A 16,993-nucleotide genomic window follows, 5' to 3' on the forward strand; every position below is an offset into this window, starting at 1 on the left:
GGATCCGGCCCCGCGGCCGTCAGACCTCGACGCCCTCGGGCAGCTCCTCGCGCGAGGCCAGGTAGCGCAGCTGGGCGCGCACCGACGAGACCGCGGCGAACCGGATCTGCTCGGTGACCTCGGGGTAGACCCCGTCGACGATCTCCTCGACCCTGGTCGCCCCCGCGCGCACCGCGTCCAGGACCTGGCGCAGGCGCGACTCGCGGTGGTCGATGTAGGAGTCCAGCACCGCGGCCGGGGACGTGAGGATCGGTCCGTGCCCGGGAAGCAGGGTGCGCACGTCGTACTCGTGCACGAGGTCGCGCAACCGGTACAGCGAGTCCATGTAGGGGCCCAGGCCGTCGTCGCCGTCGATCACCGTCGTGCCGTGACCCAGGACCGTGTCGCCGGTCAGGAGGGTGTTGTCCGCCTCCACCATCAGGCACACGGAGTCCTCGGTGTGCCCGGGGGTGGCGACCACCCGCACCTCCAGGCCGTCGGCCTCCAGGACCTCGCCGTCGGACAGGCCGCGCCCGCCGACCCGTGACCCGGGGTCGACCGCGTGCACCGGCGCGCCGGTCAGCTCCGAGAAGTACCGGGCGCCCTCGCCGTGGTCGGGATGACGGTGGGTCACCAGGGCCATCAGGACCTGGGAACCCTGCTCCTGCACGGTGCGCGCCACCCGTTCCAGGTGGCGCTCGTCGTGGGGGCCGGGGTCGACGACCACGACCCCGCGCGCGCCCGGCTCCCGAAGGATCCAGGTGTTGGTGCCCTCCAGCGTCATCGGGCCGGGATTGGGGCACAGCACGCAGCTGGCGCGCAGTGTCCCGGAGCCGTCGATCCTCATCGCACCTCGCTTCGCTCGCCGGGCCGGGCCGGGGCGGACGGCCGGGGTCGTGGGACCCGCCCGAGCGGTCCGCGCCGTGGCACGGGGTACCTCAGGGGGCCGCGCCGGGTCTCGGCAGAGGGTAGTCGACCCCGTTCGGCGCGACGACGCGGAGCCGACCGTCGACCTTGCGGACAACAGGTTCAATGGGGACGATATCCCGTCGCGCCTCCCGGACGCCCCGCAGGGTCCGGCAGTCCGCGAGCTCGGCGCAGGAGACCGCCGTGGGCGGCAGCATCGGCATCCGGCCCGCCTCCCACTCGGAGGCGACCCCGGCCGGATCGGTCCAGCGGGTCAGGTCGGCCTCGCCGCCCACGTCCCGGGAGGCCTGCCCCGGCGGGAGCTCGGCGGCGAAGAACCAGGTGTCGTAGCGGCGCGGCTCGCTGCTCGGGGTGATCCACCGCGACCACGCGCGCAGCCACTCCGAGCGCAGGACGAGGCCGCGCCGGGACAGGACCTCGGTGAAGGAGCGGGAGCGGTCGATCAGGCCGAGCCTGTCCCGCTCCCAGTCCTCGGTGGCCGTGTCGAGGGTGAGGGCCTCCTCGTCCGCGTGCCCGGGCTCGCTCGCCAGGAGGACGCCGGTCTCCTCGAAGGTCTCCCGGACCGCCGCGCACACCAGGGCGCGCGCCATCGGCACGTCGGTGCCGAGCGTGCGCGCCCACTCCTCGGGGCCGGGACCGGTCCAGGGCACCCCGCCGTCGGCGTCGCGCTCGTCCACCCCGCCTCCGGGGAAGACGAAGGCGCCCGGCGCGAAGCCCATGGAGCGGACCCTGCGCATGAGCAGGACCTCCATGGGAACGTCCGCGCCCGCGCCGCTCCGGCCGGTACCGTCCGCCGCGGAGCGCCCGCCCGCCGCGGGCCGCAGGAGCATGACCGTGGCGGCCGGACGGGGACCGGCGGCGTCGGCCGCGGCGCCGTCCCGCCCACCGCGTTCCGGGCCGCCCCGTTCGCCGTCGTCCGGCGCAGAGCCGTTGTGCATCGACGTACCCTCCAGGGTCTCGGGATCGGGAAGCCGCGCCGCGGCCCGGGGCGGTTCACCCCGAAGGGAGCGAGACGCTCAGCGGACCTCGACGATCATCTCAACCTCGACCGGGGCGTCCAACGGCAGGGCGGCCACCCCCACGGCGGCCCGGGCGTGCACGCCCGCGTCGCCGAAGACCTTCGCGAGCAGGTCGCTGGCGCCGTTGACCACACCGGGGTGACCCGTGAAGTCGGGAGCGCTGGCCACGAAGCCGCCCACCTTCACCACCCGGACCACGTTGGACAGCTCGCCGACCTCGGCCCGCACCGCCGCGACGGCGTTCAGCGCGCACAGCGCCGCCAGCTCCCGCGCGGTATCCGGATCGACCTCGGCCCCCACCTTGCCCGTGGCGGGCAGTTCGCCCTCCACGAACGGCAGCTGGCCGGACACGTACACGTGGTCGCCGCTGCGCACCGTCGGCGTGTAGGACGCCACCGGCGCCGCCACCTCGGGCAGGGTCAGGCCCAGTTCGGCGATGCGCTCCTCGGGGGTGGCCATCACAGTTCCCGCTTCATGTACGCCACGTACTGCTGGTTGCGGGGGTCGGTGCCCTCCGGCAGCGGCGCGGGCACGACCGAGACCAGCTCCCAGCCGTCGGCGCCCCAGTTGTCCAGGATCTGCTTCGTGGCGTGCGACAGCAGCGCCACGGTCTGGTACTCCCACTTGCTCATGCGTCCTACCCCTGTTCGGTCACCGGTGCCCCGCCCGACTGGCCGGGCGCCGCACGTCAACGCCGCCACCCTACTCACCCGCGCGCCCTGCCGCGTGCACGCCGACGCTGCTCCGGGACCCCATCCAGGGCGCCCGCATAGACTGCCTGGAGTGAGCGAGGGCGAGCACGGACCGCAGCCTCCGGGTGGGGCGCGCGCGAAAGCACGACTGCACATCGTCACCGGGAAGGGCGGGACCGGCAAGACCACGGTGGCCGCGGCACTGGCGCAGGCGCTGGCCTCCGGTGGCGGAAGGGTGCTGCTGGTCGAGGTGGAGGGCCGACAGGGCATCGCCACCCTCCTCGGCGGCCCGCCGCTGCCCTACGAGGAGCGGGAGATGGTCTCCGTGCCCGGCGGCGGCACGGTGTGCGTGCTGGCGGCCGACGCCGAGGCGGCGCTGCTGGAGTACCTGGAGATGTTCTACGGGATGCGCAGGGCCGGCCAGGCGCTCAACAGGCTGGGCGCCGTGGACTTCGCCACCACCATCGCCCCCGGCCTGCGCGACGTCCTGCTCACCGGCAAGGCCACCGAGGCGGTACGGCGGCGCCGGGGCTCGCGCCGCAGGCCCTCCGACGCCCCGCCGACGGCCCCCTTCCACTACGACGCGGTGGTGATGGACGCACCGCCCACCGGCCGGATCGCCCAGTTCCTCAACGTGAACTCCGAGGTGGCGGGGCTGGCCCGGGTGGGGCCGGTCCGCAACCACGCGGACCGGGTCATGGAGGTCATCCGCTCCGAGCAGACCCGCGTGCACTTCGTGTCCCTGCTGGAGGAGATGCCGGTCCAGGAGACCCGGGACGGCGTCGCCGAGGTCCGCGGTCTGGGGCTCAGGGTGGGAATGGTGCTGGTGAACATGGTGCGGCCTCCACTGTTGGACGAGGCCGACCTGGCCGCCGCCGCGGACGGGGGCCCCGACCTGGACGCGCTCTCCGCCGGGCTGGAGGAGGCCCGACTTAAGGACCCCGGGGAACTCGCCGCGGCGCTGGCCGGGGAGGTGCGTGCGCACGCGGTGCGGGTCCGGCTGGAGCGCCGGGTGCGCTCCGGCCTGGAGGAACTGGGCCGGCCGGTGCTGGAGCTGCCCCTGCTGGAGGGCGGTGTGGACCGCGCCGCCCTGGACGTCCTGGCGCGGCGGCTGACCGAGCAGGGGGTGCGCCGGTGAGCCCCGCGCCGCACGAGCGGCTGGACGTGGACGCGCTCGTGGACGACCCCGGGACGCGGATCATCGTGTGCTGCGGCGCGGGCGGGGTCGGCAAGACCACCACCGCCGCCGCGCTGGGGCTGCGCGCCGCCGAGCGCGGACGCCGGGCCGTGGTCATCACCGTGGACCCGGCGCGGAGGCTGGCCCAGTCGCTGGGGCTGGAGTCGCTGGACAACACCCCGCGTCCGGTGCCGCTGCCCGAGGGGGCCGCGGGCAGCATGCACGCGATGATGCTCGACATGAAGAGGACCTTCGACGAGGTCGTTGAGCAGCACGCGGACCCCGACCGGGCCCGGCAGATCCTGGACAACCCCTTCTACCAGACCCTCTCCACGAGCTTCTCGGGCACGCAGGAGTACATGGCCATGGAGAAGCTGGGCCAGCTGCGCCAGTCGGAGGACTGGGACCTGATCGTGGTGGACACCCCGCCCAGCCGGTCCGCCCTGGACTTCCTGGACGCGCCCGAGAGGCTGGGCCGGTTCCTGGACGGGCGCCTGATCCGCTTCCTGAGCGCACCTGCCAGCACGGGCGCGTTCCGCCTGCTCGGCGCCGGGTTCAACCTGGTGACCTCGGCGATCGGCAGGATCGTGGGCGCCCAGCTGCTCGACGACCTGCGTTCCTTCGTGGCGGCGTTCGACACGGTGTTCGGCGGGTTCCAGGAGCGCGCCGAGCGCACCTACCGGCTGCTGCGGACGCCGGGGACGGCGTTCGTGGTGGTGGCCGTGCCGGACACGGACGCGATGCGCGAGGCGTCCTACTTCGTGGAGCGGCTGGCCACCGACTCCATGCCGCTGGCCGGGCTGGTGGTCAACCGGACCCATCCGCTGCCCGGGGGTCCGGCGGCCGGCCTGGGTGCGCGGGAGGCGGTGGCGGCCGCGGAGTCGCTGGAGCGCTCGGGCTCGCACCCGCTGGCGTCGGCGGCGCTGCGGCTGCACGCGGAGAGGGTCCGCACCCGCGAGCGCGAGGGCCGGCTGCGGGACACACTGCTGTCCTCGCACGAAGGCGTGCGCGTGGCCGAGGTGGCCGCCCTGCCCGAGGACGTGCACGACCTCGCGGGCCTGCGCGGGATCGGCGAGGCGCTGGCCCGCGCCTCCCGGGACCGCTAGGTCGTGTTTTCTGCATCATTGGGCTCGCGTCCACCAGGCTGCCCCTCGCTGCGCCTCTGCGCTCGTGAAGCACGACCAGGCCGAACTTCGCACCTCGTCTTGCGAGAGACTGCCCGGACGGCCGCCCGCTGACCCGAAAGCCTTCCAAAGAACACTCCCCAGGCCAGACCGGCCTTGCGCCCCCGGAAGCGCGGGAGCGAACCGGCGGCGGTGCTCCCGTTCCCGGTGGCGCCGTCGGCGTCCGGGAGCGCCGCCGGGAACGGGGGAAGCCGGGAATCCGCCCGCCGCGGGTCAGGCCGCGGACGTGCGGCCGGTGTGCGCGGCCGCGTAGTCGGCGAGGTCGCCGCCGCCCTCGCGGTCGGCCTCCTCCAGGAGCGGCTCCCACCTGGTGACGCCGGGGTGCTTGCGCAGCAGCGCGCGCCGCTCACGCTCGGTCATGCCTCCCCAGACACCGGACTCCACCCGGTTGTCGAGGGCGTCGGCCAGGCACTCGATACGTACCGGACACCTCTGGCAGATGAGCTTGGCGCGGTGCTGCGCCGCGCCCTGGACGAACAGCGCGTCCGGGTCCCCGCGCCGGCACAACGCCCTGGTCGTCCACTGGTCGGTCCACATGCCCTACTCCCCTGTGTGCGCGCCCGCCCGCGTGTGTCAGCGGATCGCCGGGACACGGGGCTCCCTGTGTGTCCCGAGGGGACGGGGAGGACAGGTAGGCTCCCGCTGCCGCGTGGGGTGCGTCGAGTCCACCCCCGTTGCCTAGAAGTTACGGATCTGTGCGCCGCGCCGACAGAACCCACTCGACCCACTTTTCGTCCAACCGAATATGGCCCGCTCGGGCCATTGCGTGGGGCCTGGCGGCCCTCCGCGACCGGACACACGAACCCTCGCAGCACCGAACCGTGTAGCGATTGGTCTGCGATAAGCATGAAAAGATGGCATGGGGGCACAGCCCGTGGGACGGCGCGGGCATTTCCGTGCGTTCGCACACTGTCCGTGCCACATCGCACCACTTCGGGCGTTCGTGGTCACTTAGTCTGATGGGGTGGGTCAGGGGACATTGCTTCAAAGAATCAGCCAACTGGTCGTCGTCGGCGCCGTCGCGGGACTCCTCGTCGCCGCGCTCGCCCTTCCCGCGGTCGGGGGTCTGGGGATCACGGCCCGCAACGTCGCCAGCAACTTCCTGAACATGCCCGGCAACCTGGAGACTCCGCCTCCTCCCCAGAGGTCGACGATCTATGACAGCGAGGGCGGTGTCATCGCCGAGATCTTCGACCAGAACCGTGAACTGGTCGAGATCGAGGACGTCGCGCCGGTCATGGTCGACGCGATCCTCGCCATCGAGGACGCCCACTTCTACGAGCACGGCGGCATCGACGTGGCGGGCACGTTCCGCGCCGCCATACGCACCCTGAACGGCAACACCCAGGGCGCCTCCTCCATCACGCAGCAGTACGTCAAGAACGTGCAGATCGAGGCGGCCACCTCCCAGGAGGAGCTGGAGGAGGCCCGGGAGGAGACCGTCGCCCGCAAGATCCGGGAGCTGCGCTACGCCGTGGCCCTGGAGCAGCGGATGAGCAAGGACGAGATCCTCGAGGGCTACCTCAACATCGCCTACTTCAGCGACGGGGCCTACGGCGTCGAGTCCGCCGCCCAGCACTTCTTCCAGGTGCCCGCCAGCGACCTGGAGCTGCACCAGGCCGCCACCATCGCGGGGCTGGTCCGCTACCCCTACCTGTACAACCCCCGCTTCTTCCCCGAGCAGACCACCGACCGGCGCAACGTGGTGCTCGACCGCATGGTGGCCACCGGCGCCATCACCGAGGCCGAGGCGGCGGAGGCCAAGAAGGAGCCGATGGAGCTGGATCTGTCCACGCCGCCCAACGGCTGCGTGCCCAGCGACCAGCCGTTCTTCTGCGACTACGTGGTCCAGGAGATCGAGAAGGACGAGCGCTTCGGCCCCAACGAGACCGAGCGCGCGCGCTGGCTGCGCACCGCGGGCCTGCAGATCCACACCACCCTCGACCCGCAGACCCAGGGGGCCGCCCAAGCGGCCGTGGACGAGTGGGTGCCCCGCAAGAACGAGTCCCGCAAGGTGGGCGCGGAGCTCGTCATCGAACCGGGCACCGGCCACATCCTCGGCATGGCGCAGAGCCGCAACTACGGTCCCGACGAGAGCCAGCTCGGCGAGACCTCCATCAACTTCACCACCGACGCCGACCGAGGCGGCAGCAGCGGCTTCCAGGCCGGGTCGACGTTCAAGGCCTTCACCCTGGCGGCCGCGCTGGACGAGGGGCTGCCGTACAGCACCTCGTTCAACTCCCCGTCCAAGGTGTCCGTCTCCGGGCAGCGCAGCTGCAACGGCGGCTCGCTGAGCACCTGGACGCCCAGCAACGCCGGCGACACCAACTCCAGCACCACGCACAACATGCTGTCCGGGACCAAGGCCTCGTCCAACACCTACTTCGCGCAGCTCCAGAAGCGGGTGGGCATCTGCGACGTGATGAAGATGGCCGAGAACCTGGGGCTCAAGCGCGCGGACGGCACGCTGTTCACCGAGAACGAGAACTCGCTGGCCAACAGCAGCTTCACCCTGGGCAGCGAGGAGGTCTCCCCGCTGCGGGTGGCCAACGCGTACGCGACCTTCGCCTCGGGCGGGATCTACTGCGAGCCGCAGGCCATCACCAAGATCGAGGACCAGCAGTCGGGCACCACGATCGAGATCGAGCCGGAGTGCTCGCGGGTCCTGGACGAGGAGGTCGCCAAGGGGGTCAGCTACCTGCTGACCCAGCCCTTCAACGGCGGCACCGCGGGCAACCTCCACATCGGGCGTCCGGCGGCGGGCAAGACCGGCACCACCGACGGTTCGGCGGCGGCCTGGTTCGCCGGGTTCACCCCGCAGATGGCGGCCGCGGTCTTCGTCGGCGACCCGCGCGGCCCCCAGCAGCACCCGCTGCGCAACGTCACCATCGGAGACGACTACTACAGCGTGGTCTACGGCGCGACGATCCCCGGCCCGATCTGGGAGGCGACCATGAAGGGCGCCCACGAGGGGCTGGAGGTCAAGCAGCTGCCGTCGCCCCCGGCGAAGTTCGGCTCGACGTCGCTCCCCCGGGCTCCGGAGCCGGACGAGGAGGCCAACCCGGCCAGTGACGACGGAGGCGTGCCGGACGTGGTCGGCCTGTCGGAGGGGGACGCGGTGAGCACTCTGGAGGCCGCCGGCTACACGGTGAACGTGTCCGGGACCCGGATCCGCTCCGCCGAGCCGGAGGGCACGGTGGCCGCGGTCAACCCGGACCCGGGAACGCGTCTTCCCGAGGGGGCCACGGTGAACGTCTTCCTGAGCCGCGGCGGCGAAACGGCCGCCGGCCGGGAGGACGACGGGGACTGGTTCCCGGTCCAGCCCGCCTCCACTCCCACGGTCAGGGAACAGGAGTAGGCGAGGCGGCCAGCGCGAAGGGGGCGGCGGTGCGGACACCGCCGCCCCCTCGCGTACCGGTCGGAGCGCGGTGGGCGCGGGACCCGCACCACGCGAAGCCGTGCCCGCTCCCCGGTCAGGACGGCGGGACGCCGGGGAGCCGGATCATCCGGCGAGCTGGCGCTTGACCTCGGCGGCCACGCGGTCGCCCGCCGCACGGCCGGCGGTCCGGGGCTTGACGAGCTTCATGACCTGGCCCATCGCCTTGGGGCCCTCCGCTCCGGTCTCCGCGACGGCCTCGGCCACCAGGGCGGAGAGCTCCTCGTCCGTGAGCTGCTTGGGCAGGTAGTCGGAGATGACCTCGCTCTCGGCCCGCTCGGCCCCGGCCTGCTCGGGCCGGCCGCCCTTCTCGAACGCCTCGGCCGCCTCGCGGCGCTTCTTGGCCTCGCGGGTCAGCAGCCGGGTGACCTCCTCGTCGTCGAGGGAGCGCTGGGCGGTACCGGCCGCCTCCTCGGTGGAGATGGCTGCCAGGACCATGCGCAGGGTCCCGGTACGCACCTTGTCACGCGCCTTGATGGCGGTGGTCAGGTCGTTCTTGAGGCGCTCTTTGAGTTCGGACATGGACCGATCCTACGGCGGCGGGCGGTCGGCCCACCAACGGTTTGCGCACCGGTGCACCGCCGGGTCTGCGACGATCATGACAACAACGAAGGAGGAAGATGGGCGCCGACAACAGACGACTCCTGCGCCGGGTGGGGCGCGCGGCCGCGGTGACGGGCGCCGTCGGAGCGGCGGGACTGGTCTACGCCTCGGTCATCGAGCGCAACTGGTTCCGGCTGCGCCGCTACGAGCTGCCCCTCCTGCCGCCCGGGAGCCCGCGCCTTCGGATCCTGCACCTGTCCGACGCGCACCTGACGCCGGGCCGGCGGATGCTCATCGACTGGATCCGGGGGCTGGACGCCTACGAGCCGGACCTGGTGGTCAACACGGGCGACTCGCTGGCCCACCCTGACGCGGTGGGCCCCTTCACCGAGGCCCTGGGGCCGCTGCTGGAGCGGCCGGGCGCGTTCGTGTACGGGTCCAACGACCTGTTCTCGCCGCAGCTGAAGAACCCGGCCCGCTACCTGTGGCGGACGAGCAGGAGCGACTACAACAAGCGCCGGGTGCCGGACCTGCCCTGGCGCGAGCTGGGCGCGGCCATGTCCGCGTCCGGGTGGCTGGACCTGAACAACCGCAAGGGGTCGCTGGAGGCGGGTGGACTGGACGTCGCCCTGGCCGGTGTGCACGACTCGCACATCAAGCTGGACCGCTACGAGGAGATCGCCGGACCGGCGGACCCGTCGGCGGCCCTGCGCCTGGGAGTGCTGCACTCCCCGGAGCCGTCCAACCTGGACCGGTTCGCGGCCGACGGCTACCAGCTGCTCCTGGCCGGGCACACGCACGGGGGGCAGCTGTGCCTGCCGTTCTACGGGACCCTGGTCACCAACTGCGGGATCGACCGCAGGCGCGCCTGGGGGCTGCACGGGTACGGGGACGCGTGGCTGCACGTGTCCGGGGGCCTGGGCACCTCCCCGTACGCGCCGGTGCGGTTCTGCTGCCGCCCGGAGGCCTCGCTGCTGGACCTCGTGGCGGCCTCCTGAGGGCTGTCCCACTCCGACCGGAAAAGCGTGCGCGAGCACTCCTCACGTCCGCTAGACTTGTGGACGTTGCTTCGGGGTGTAGCGCAGCTTGGCAGCGCGCTTCGTTCGGGACGAAGAGGTCGTGGGTTCAAATCCCGCCACCCCGACCAGCACGAGGGCCGGTCCTACGGGACCGGCCTTCGTCGTGTCGGGGGTCGGCCCGGACGCGGCCCCCGAACACCGCTCCACGGGCCCGCCCCGCCCCGGGTCCGCGCCCCTCTCCCCGAGCGCGAAAAGCCGTCGACGGCGGGCCGGAAACCTGTGATGCTGGCGCCCGAACGGACCGGTGATCCGAACGGAGGCACATGACCGGCTACGCCATCGGGCACCTGCGGCCAGCGGACCTGCACGACGAGGTCATCGAGTACATGGAGCGCATCCAGTCGACCCTGGATCCCTTCGGGGGACGCTTCCTCGTGCACGGCGCGCCGGTCGAGGTCAGGGAGGGCGCCTGGGAGGGCGGGCTCGTCCTCATCGGCTTCCCCTCCATCGAGGACGCCCGGAGTTGGTACGACTCGCCCGCCTACCAGGAGATCATCCCCCTGCGGGCCGGGCACGTCGACGGGGAGATCATCCTCGTCGAGGGGGTGGGTCCGGACCACGACTCGGCCGCGTTCGCCCGGTCCCTGCGGGAGGGCTGACCGCTCCCGGGGGTGCGGCGGCGCGGGCCGCGTGCCCGGCGGGACCGCACCCGAAGGTCCTGGGCCGCTGCCGCCGTCCGGGGCCGGGCGGCCCCGTCGAACGCCGGTTCCCCGGCCCGGGCGGGGGCGCCGGACCGGGGAACCGTCACACGTCTGACAGATGTCGTCCGCGGTGCTCCTAGCGGATGTTGACGTCCACGCAGGAGTAGAAGGCGTTGCTGGTGTCGGCGACGTTCCACCTGGCCAGGATCGTGTGCCTGCCGTTGTAGCCGGACAGGTCCACGGTGTGCCGGACGGTCGACGGCGGGCGTGCGCCGTTGTCGTTGAAGTTGGCGATGCGGTGGCCGCCGATGAAGTACTCCCAGTTGGCGGTGGAGTGCATGGCGGTGAGGGTCCAGGTGAAGGTCAGGGAGGTACCGACCTGGGTGACGTGCCAGCCGTGGTTGTCGTCGTCGAGCTCGGAGAACCGGGAGTTGCCACCGGAGCAGCTCATCAGGCCCTTGGGGCCCTCGACGCTCTGCGGCTCCCACTTGATGCCGCCGCACTGGACCATGACCGCCGCGCACTGCGCCTGGCGGCTCATGGGTGCGGAGACGTAGCCGTGGGCGCTGGCGACACCCGCGGGCATCAGGGTGAAGGTCAGCGCGGTGGCGGCGGCGACGGCCGCGAGGGAGCGGACTCTGCTGCGGATCTTCATGAACGGGGGCCCTTCTTTTGGGTCACGATCCCGGGTCGGGGGTCGTAGCGGGGTGACCCGGACCGTTACCGGTCCAGGCGGGCGGAGGCCGTCCATCGGGGTCCGGATATCCCCCGTGCGGACGGCGGACGGCACTGTCCCGGAAACTCCGGGCGTCCCCGGCGTTTCCTTCCACCTGTTGCGAAGACCGTAAGAAGGTCGTCACTACACGTCAAGACTCCCGTCACGGAGGGGAACCGGGTGCCACCCATACCAGGTGGGAAGCCCACTCACCCGCCCTCCCGGACTGGTACTGCCGACGCGCCCGCACCCCTCGGGCCGCCAACTGGAAAGACACCTTCCAGTAAGGAGCGGTGGTCTGTCCGGGGACCCTGTAGACCAATGCCGCCGACGAGGGCCGAACGGACCGTACCTGTCCCCGGAGATATATTTTTCTTCCCCGGCCCTCCGAGGGGCCCGCCCCCGGAAAACCGTGGCCCCCGACGGCCCGTGACCCTAGGCTCGCGGGCATGTCCCCTGCCTTCCTCCCCGGACTGGAGCTGTCCCGGGCCCTGTACACGGACGCGGTCGCCCCGCTGCTCGCCTCCGGGCGCCGTCCGGTCCCGCACGCCGCCGCGCTGCTCGGCCCGGGGTCCGAGGTCCTCGGGTTGGACACCGAGCGCTCCACCGACCACGGGTGGGGACCCCGCCTGCAGCTCTTCGTGGCCGACCCCGGCGAACGCGCGCGTGTGCGGGACATGCTCGACGACGGCCTGCCCGACCGGGTGCGCGGCTGGCCGACCCGGTTCGCCCCCTGCGACGGCCCTCCCGGGACGTGGCTGCCCGACGCCGACGCACCCGACGGCCGCCACCGGGTGGAGGTCCTCGACACCGGCGACTGGTTCCGCGGGTACCTGGGCTTCGACCCGCGCGCCGGGGTGAGCACCACCGACTGGCTCGCCACACCCGCCCAGCGGCTCGCCGAGGCGGTCGGCGGCGCCGTCTTCCACGACGACGACGGCGAGCTCACCCGGGCCCGGGAGCGCCTGGCCTGGTACCCGGACGACGTGTGGCGGTACGTGCTGGCCTGCCAGTGGCAGCGCGTGTCCCAGGAGGAGCCCTTCCCCGGCCGCTGCGCGGAGGTCGGCGACCTCCTGGGCGCCCGGGTGGTCGCCGCCCGGCTGGTGCGCGACCTCATGCGCCTGGCCCTGCTGCTGTCCCGCCGCTACCCGCCCTACTCCAAGTGGCTGGGCAGCGCGTTCTCCCGCCTGCCCGAGGCGGAGGCGCTCTCCCCTCCGCTGTCCCGCGGCCTGGACGCGGACGCCGGGGCCCTCGCCGAGGCCTGCTCCCTGCTCGCCGCCTGGCAGAACCGGACCGGCCTCGCCGAACCCCTGGACACCGGTCTGCGGCCGTTCCACGACCGCCCCTGGCCGGTGCTGGACTCGGCCCGGTTCACGCGTGCCCTGCTGGAGCGGATCGAGGACCCGGAACTGGCGGACCGGCCCCCGGTCGGCGCGGTCGACCAGTTCGTCGACAACACCGACGCCCTGACCAGGCCGGAGGTGTTCCGCTCCCTGGAGCCGTGAGGCCCCTTCCGGGGCATGCGCCGGGCCGGTGGCGGATCCGTCGGGGCCGCAGGTGCCCCGACGTGCTCAGGGGATGCCCCCGAGGCGTTCCTTGGGCGCCTCGGCCCCGCCCCCCCGGCGGGCGTGCCCCTTCCGTTCCGATGGTCCGGGGTGCCGTACGATCCCAGACATGGGCCGATCGTCCGATGAATCACCCCTGCGACGGACCAGCGGGGAGGCCTGCGCCCTCGGTGGCGCCGGATACGCCGTCCTGCTCCAGATCGCCCATCCCAGCGTCGCCCGGGGCGTGCACGACCACAGCGACTTCTCCACGCGGCCGTTCAACCGCCTGCTCGGCACCCTCTACTTCGTGTACGGAACGGTCTACGGCACCGAGGAGGAGCGCGAGCGCCTGCACGCCATCGTGCGCGCGATACACCGCAAGGTGAACGGGCCGGGGTACCGTGCGCTCGACGACGACCTCCTGCTGTGGGTGGCCGCCACCCTGTACGAGTGCACCTCGCGCCTGAACGCGATGGTGTTCGGAGAACCCGGCGATGAGGAGCGCGCCCTGCACCTGCGCGAGGCGTCGGTGCTCGGCACCGCCCTGGGCCTGCCCGAGGAGAGGTGGCCGGCGACCCTGGAGGAGTTCGACGCCTACTGGGAGGGGGCCATGGCCGGGCTGCGCGTGGGAGAGGAGGCGCGCGCCGTCACCGAGCAACTGTTCCACCCGGCGTCCCTGCCCCTGCGGCCGCTCATGAGGGTGCAGTCGCTCCTCACCGGCGGACTCCTGCCGCCCCACCTGCGCGAGCAGTTCGGCATCCCCTGGTCGGACACCCGCCAGCGCCGCTTCGACCGGGTCGTGCGGGTGGCCCGGGCGGTGTATCCGCGCGTTCCCCGGCCCGTGCGCTTCCTGCCCGCCACCCTGTGCCTGTGGACCATGCGTCGCGGACTGCTGGGACCGCGCTGGCTGGGGCCGCCGCGGCGCCGACCAGGGCTGCGCGGAGCGGGGGGGAACCGTCGGCTGAGTCCGCCGAGCCGGCTCGGTCGGCCGGGTCCGGCCCGGACCGTCAGCCGAGGGCGGCGGACAGGCCCTCCAGGGCCTTCCTGGCCTCCTCCGCCTCGGCCAGGCCCAGGTCGGTGAAGACCTCCTCCGCCTCCTTCAGGAGTTCCCGTGCCCGGTCCGCCGCCATGGTCGGTGCGGGCAGCCGGCCGAGGGCGAGCGCGGCGCGGGCGACCATGTAGCGCTCACTGCGCTCGGTCGCGATGGCGTGGGCCTTCTCCAGCTCGACCGCGGCCTCGTCGTAGCGGCCCGCGGCGGCGTAGGTGATCCCCAGGTCGGTGCGGATCTCGGCGTCGCCGCTGCGGAGGCCGGACTTCTCCGAGAGCACCAGGGCCTCGTCGTGGGACTCGGCCGCCCTCTCCCAGTCCCCAGCCGCCCGGTGGGCTATACCCAGAGCGTTGTGCACGTAGATCTGGTTGTCCACCAGGTGTAGGCGCTGGGACAGCCCCAGCGCCTCGTTCAGGTCACGGAAGGCGGTGTCCAGGTCGCCCAGTCCCACACGGGCCTCACCCATGACACGTTTGGCCTGGGCCCTGGCCTCATCCTGGTTTTCTCCCTTGGCCTTCGCCATGGCCTGCTCGGCACAGTGCAGTGCCTCGGTGTGCTCACCGAGCGCCTGCTTCACCACGGCGAGGCCGCCCCACTGCAACGCCTCCAGCCGGGTGTCCCCCAGCTGGGCAGCGTGGTCCAGTACACCTTGGACGGCCTCTGCGGCGTCCGCGAGACGGCCGACACGTTCGTAGACCATGCCCAGATTGGCCAGCACCCGCACCAGCCCTCTGCTGTCGCCGGTCGAGTCCAGCAGGTTCCGAGCCTCCGTGAGGAGATCGAGGGACTCGTCGAAGCGCCCCGAGAGGCAGTGGGCGATGCCCAGACCGATGAGGGTCACCGCGCGCCCGCGCCGGTTCCCCTGCTTGTCACTGATCTGCAGCGCCCGCTGGTGGGAGCTGATCAGCAGGCCCATCTGGCCGTGGAGGGCGTAGAAGCGCCACACCGCGTCGGCCATGCGCCAGGCGTACTCGCCGTTGTCGTGTGAGGCGAAGTACTCGATCGTCTCCGCCAGGTTCTCCTGGTGCAGGCTGAACCAGTTCTCCGCGTCCTCACGTCCTGCCAGTTCCGTTCGATAGCCGGGACGCACCTCGACATCCTCGTGTCCCCGTGGCCCCAGGAGGTCGGCGGCGTGCTGGGCGGTCGCCATGTACTGCTCCGCCAGGCGGAGCTTGGCCGCGTCGATCTCCTCCGTGGACAGGACCATGGCCGCGCGGTCCCGGGAGAAGGCACCGATGAGGTCGTGCAGGCGGTACACGTCACCCTGGGGCTCCTCCAGCAGGCAGACCCCGACCAGCTCCTGGAGGATGTCGTCGGCGCCCTCCACGGTCATGTCCAGTAGGGCGGCCGCTCCGCCGAGGTCGATGGTGCTGCCGATCATCAGGCCCAGGAGGAGGAAGGCCCGGCTCTGGTCCCGGTTGAGGCTCTGGAAGGACAGGTCGATGGCGGACTCGACGCTCTGCCCCTCGACCTGGAGTTCGCGGAACCTGCGGTTCTGCTCACCGAGCCGGCGGGCGACGTGCGCGAACGACCACTTGGGCCGGCTGAGCATGCGCCCCGCGACCACGCGCAGGGCCAGGGGGAGACCACCGCAGATACGGACGATCTCCCGCGCCTGATCGGGCTCGCGCTGCACGCGCTCCTCACCCAGGACCCGGCCGAGGAGTTCCAGGGAGGAATGCTCGTCGAACACGCCGAGGGAGAGGAAGCGGGCACCGCTGAGCCCCGAGAGCTCGTTGCGCGTGGTGATCAGGGTCATCGACCCCGGAGAGGACAGCAGGAGCGGGCTGACCTGGGCGTAACTGGCGGCGTTGTCCAGGACGAGCAGCGCCCTGCGTCCCATGAGGGTGGCCCGCCACAGCGCCGACCGCTCGTCGAGGGTTTCCGGCACGGCCTCGGGCTCGACCCCGACCGCGCGCAGCAGGGCGCCGAGCGCCGACGCGGCGTCGAGCGGTTCCCTGTCCGTGGTGTAGCCGTACAGGTCGATGAACAGCTGACCGTCGGGGTAGCGCTTGGCCGCCTCGTAGCCGAACCGGACCGCGGTGGTCGTCTTGCCCTCGCCGCCGCTGCCCGTGATGACGCAGACCTGGGCGCGGTCCTCACCGGCACGGGCCACCTCGTCCAGCCGCCGCAGGGACTCCTGGCGGCCGGTGAAGTCGGGAAGGTCCCTGGGCAGGTCGTTGCGCACCACGAAGCGCGTGCCCGGTTCCCCTGAGGACGGGTCCTCCGCCCCCTCCTCGGGCGGGTCCTCCCGGAGGATCCGGGTGTGCAGGGCGACCAGCTCCGGCCCCGGGTCGACGCCCAGCTCCTCCGCGAGCCTGGTCCGCAGCTCCTCGTAGACGGAGAGCGCCCTGGCACGCTCGTTGTCACGCCACAGGGCCGTGATGAGCAGGTGGTGCAGGCGTTCCCGGAACAGCTCCTCGCTGACCACGGGGGTCAGCCGGGAGACCACGTCGGAGTACCTTCCCAGCTCCAGGGCGCAGGTGGCCCAGGCGATGACCGAGGACCAGTACTCCTCCTTCAGGGGGGCGACCACGGAGTGGTCCAGGTACTCCGAGCCGACACCGGAGAAGGGCACTCCGCGCCAGCACTCCAGTGCCCGCTCCAGCAGCTCGATCGCCGCCTTGGGCTCAGCCGCGGCGGCTCTGTCCTGGAGGTTGCGGAAGCGGTGCAGATCGACGGAGTCGGGCTCGACGTCGAGGGTGTAGCCGCCGGAGGTCGTGGCGATGGTGCCGGGGAGGGCGCGGCGCAGGTGGGAGATCTGGACCTGGATGACGGAGCGCGCGGTGCGGGGCGGGTCGTCGTTCCACAGGTAGCCGATGAGCTGTTCGATGGTGACCTCGCGGCCCAGGTGCACCAGCAGTGCTCCCAGCACGCAGCACTGGCGCGGACCGCCGACCGGAACGGGTCGGCCGTCGGACCAGACGGTGATGGGGCCAAGCACGCCGAATTCCACAAACAGCAACCCTAGCAAGGGCCATTGGCGAGAAAAGGGAATACGGACAT

General features: G+C 72.4%; 15 protein-coding genes and 1 tRNA gene. 8 read left to right on the plus strand and 8 right to left on the minus strand.

Annotated elements, in window-relative coordinates; all coding sequences use genetic code 11:
• Nucleotides 1–19: 19 nt before the first annotated feature.
• The 4 genes from A6A08_RS08070 to A6A08_RS08085 form a co-directional block, all read right to left on the minus strand.
• Nucleotides 20–826: an MBL fold metallo-hydrolase gene (locus A6A08_RS08070; protein WP_073701923.1), complete on the minus strand. Its 807-nt coding sequence runs from the start codon at nucleotides 824–826 to the stop codon at nucleotides 20–22.
• Between the two features lie 91 nt (nucleotides 827–917).
• On the minus strand, nucleotides 918–1,844 hold the full coding sequence (locus A6A08_RS08075) for an NUDIX hydrolase (RefSeq protein WP_073701924.1): 927 nt from the start codon (nucleotides 1,842–1,844) through the stop codon (nucleotides 918–920).
• Between the two features lie 78 nt (nucleotides 1,845–1,922).
• Nucleotides 1,923–2,384, minus strand: a complete 462-nt coding sequence (locus A6A08_RS08080; RefSeq protein WP_073701991.1) for a RidA family protein — start codon at nucleotides 2,382–2,384, stop codon at nucleotides 1,923–1,925.
• A complete protein-coding gene (locus tag A6A08_RS08085; protein WP_013156298.1) occupies nucleotides 2,384–2,557 on the minus strand; it encodes a DUF4177 domain-containing protein in 174 nt (57 codons plus the stop codon). The genes A6A08_RS08080 and A6A08_RS08085 overlap by 1 nt, the downstream gene beginning before the upstream one ends.
• A 151-nt stretch (nucleotides 2,558–2,708) precedes the next feature.
• Here A6A08_RS08085 and A6A08_RS08090 point away from each other — a divergent pair, with 151 nt between their 5' ends.
• Both A6A08_RS08090 and A6A08_RS08095 read left to right on the plus strand, forming a co-directional pair.
• A complete protein-coding gene (locus A6A08_RS08090; protein WP_073701925.1) occupies nucleotides 2,709–3,755 on the plus strand; it encodes an ArsA-related P-loop ATPase in 1,047 nt (348 codons plus the stop codon).
• Nucleotides 3,752–4,900, plus strand: a complete 1,149-nt coding sequence (locus A6A08_RS08095) for an ArsA family ATPase (RefSeq protein ID WP_073701926.1) — start codon at nucleotides 3,752–3,754, stop codon at nucleotides 4,898–4,900. The genes A6A08_RS08090 and A6A08_RS08095 overlap by 4 nt, the downstream gene beginning before the upstream one ends.
• A 291-nt stretch (nucleotides 4,901–5,191) precedes the next feature.
• On the opposite strand, the gene A6A08_RS08100 is transcribed toward A6A08_RS08095, so the two are convergent.
• The gene (locus A6A08_RS08100; RefSeq protein ID WP_073701927.1) at nucleotides 5,192–5,515 is read right to left on the minus strand and encodes a WhiB family transcriptional regulator; all 324 of its coding nucleotides are present in this window, start codon (nucleotides 5,513–5,515) and stop codon (nucleotides 5,192–5,194) included.
• 442 nt (nucleotides 5,516–5,957) lie between these two features.
• On the opposite strand from A6A08_RS08100, the gene A6A08_RS08105 reads away from it, so the two are divergent.
• Nucleotides 5,958–8,336, plus strand: coding sequence for a penicillin-binding protein (locus A6A08_RS08105; RefSeq protein ID WP_073701928.1), 2,379 nt, complete (start codon nucleotides 5,958–5,960; stop codon nucleotides 8,334–8,336).
• A gap of 144 nt (nucleotides 8,337–8,480) precedes the next feature.
• Here A6A08_RS08105 and A6A08_RS08110 read toward each other — a convergent pair whose 3' ends face one another.
• Complete coding sequence (locus A6A08_RS08110) at nucleotides 8,481–8,936, minus strand: GatB/YqeY domain-containing protein (RefSeq protein ID WP_073701929.1); 456 nt, start codon at nucleotides 8,934–8,936, stop codon at nucleotides 8,481–8,483.
• 98 nt (nucleotides 8,937–9,034) lie between these two features.
• Here A6A08_RS08110 and A6A08_RS08115 point away from each other — a divergent pair, with 98 nt between their 5' ends.
• From A6A08_RS08115 to A6A08_RS08125, 3 genes are all read left to right on the plus strand, one after another.
• Entirely contained in the window at nucleotides 9,035–9,955 is a 921-nt protein-coding gene (locus A6A08_RS08115) for a metallophosphoesterase (RefSeq protein ID WP_073701930.1), read from the plus strand.
• 72 nt (nucleotides 9,956–10,027) lie between these two features.
• Nucleotides 10,028–10,104, plus strand: a tRNA-Pro gene (locus tag A6A08_RS08120).
• Between the two features lie 195 nt (nucleotides 10,105–10,299).
• Nucleotides 10,300–10,635 (plus strand): DUF1330 domain-containing protein, encoded by a 336-nt coding sequence (locus A6A08_RS08125; RefSeq protein WP_073701931.1) that lies wholly within the window; start codon nucleotides 10,300–10,302, stop codon nucleotides 10,633–10,635.
• Between the two features lie 178 nt (nucleotides 10,636–10,813).
• Here A6A08_RS08125 and A6A08_RS08130 read toward each other — a convergent pair whose 3' ends face one another.
• Entirely contained in the window at nucleotides 10,814–11,332 is a 519-nt protein-coding gene (locus A6A08_RS08130) for a lytic polysaccharide monooxygenase auxiliary activity family 9 protein (RefSeq protein WP_073701932.1), read from the minus strand.
• 509 nt (nucleotides 11,333–11,841) lie between these two features.
• Here A6A08_RS08130 and A6A08_RS08135 point away from each other — a divergent pair.
• The gene (locus tag A6A08_RS08135) at nucleotides 11,842–12,897 is read left to right on the plus strand and encodes a DUF4037 domain-containing protein (protein WP_073701933.1); all 1,056 of its coding nucleotides are present in this window, start codon (nucleotides 11,842–11,844) and stop codon (nucleotides 12,895–12,897) included.
• A 169-nt stretch (nucleotides 12,898–13,066) separates the two neighbouring features.
• Complete coding sequence (locus A6A08_RS08140; RefSeq protein WP_083608979.1) at nucleotides 13,067–14,020, plus strand: oxygenase MpaB family protein; 954 nt, start codon at nucleotides 13,067–13,069, stop codon at nucleotides 14,018–14,020.
• On the opposite strand, the gene A6A08_RS08145 is transcribed toward A6A08_RS08140, so the two are convergent.
• The gene (locus A6A08_RS08145) at nucleotides 13,947–16,931 is read right to left on the minus strand and encodes a tetratricopeptide repeat protein (protein WP_083608981.1); all 2,985 of its coding nucleotides are present in this window, start codon (nucleotides 16,929–16,931) and stop codon (nucleotides 13,947–13,949) included. The genes A6A08_RS08140 and A6A08_RS08145 overlap by 74 nt on opposite strands.
• Between the last annotated feature and the right edge of the window lie 62 nt (nucleotides 16,932–16,993).

It is taken from the genome of Nocardiopsis sp. TSRI0078, from assembly GCF_001905145.1.
GTDB lineage: Bacteria > Actinomycetota > Actinomycetes > Streptosporangiales > Streptosporangiaceae > Nocardiopsis.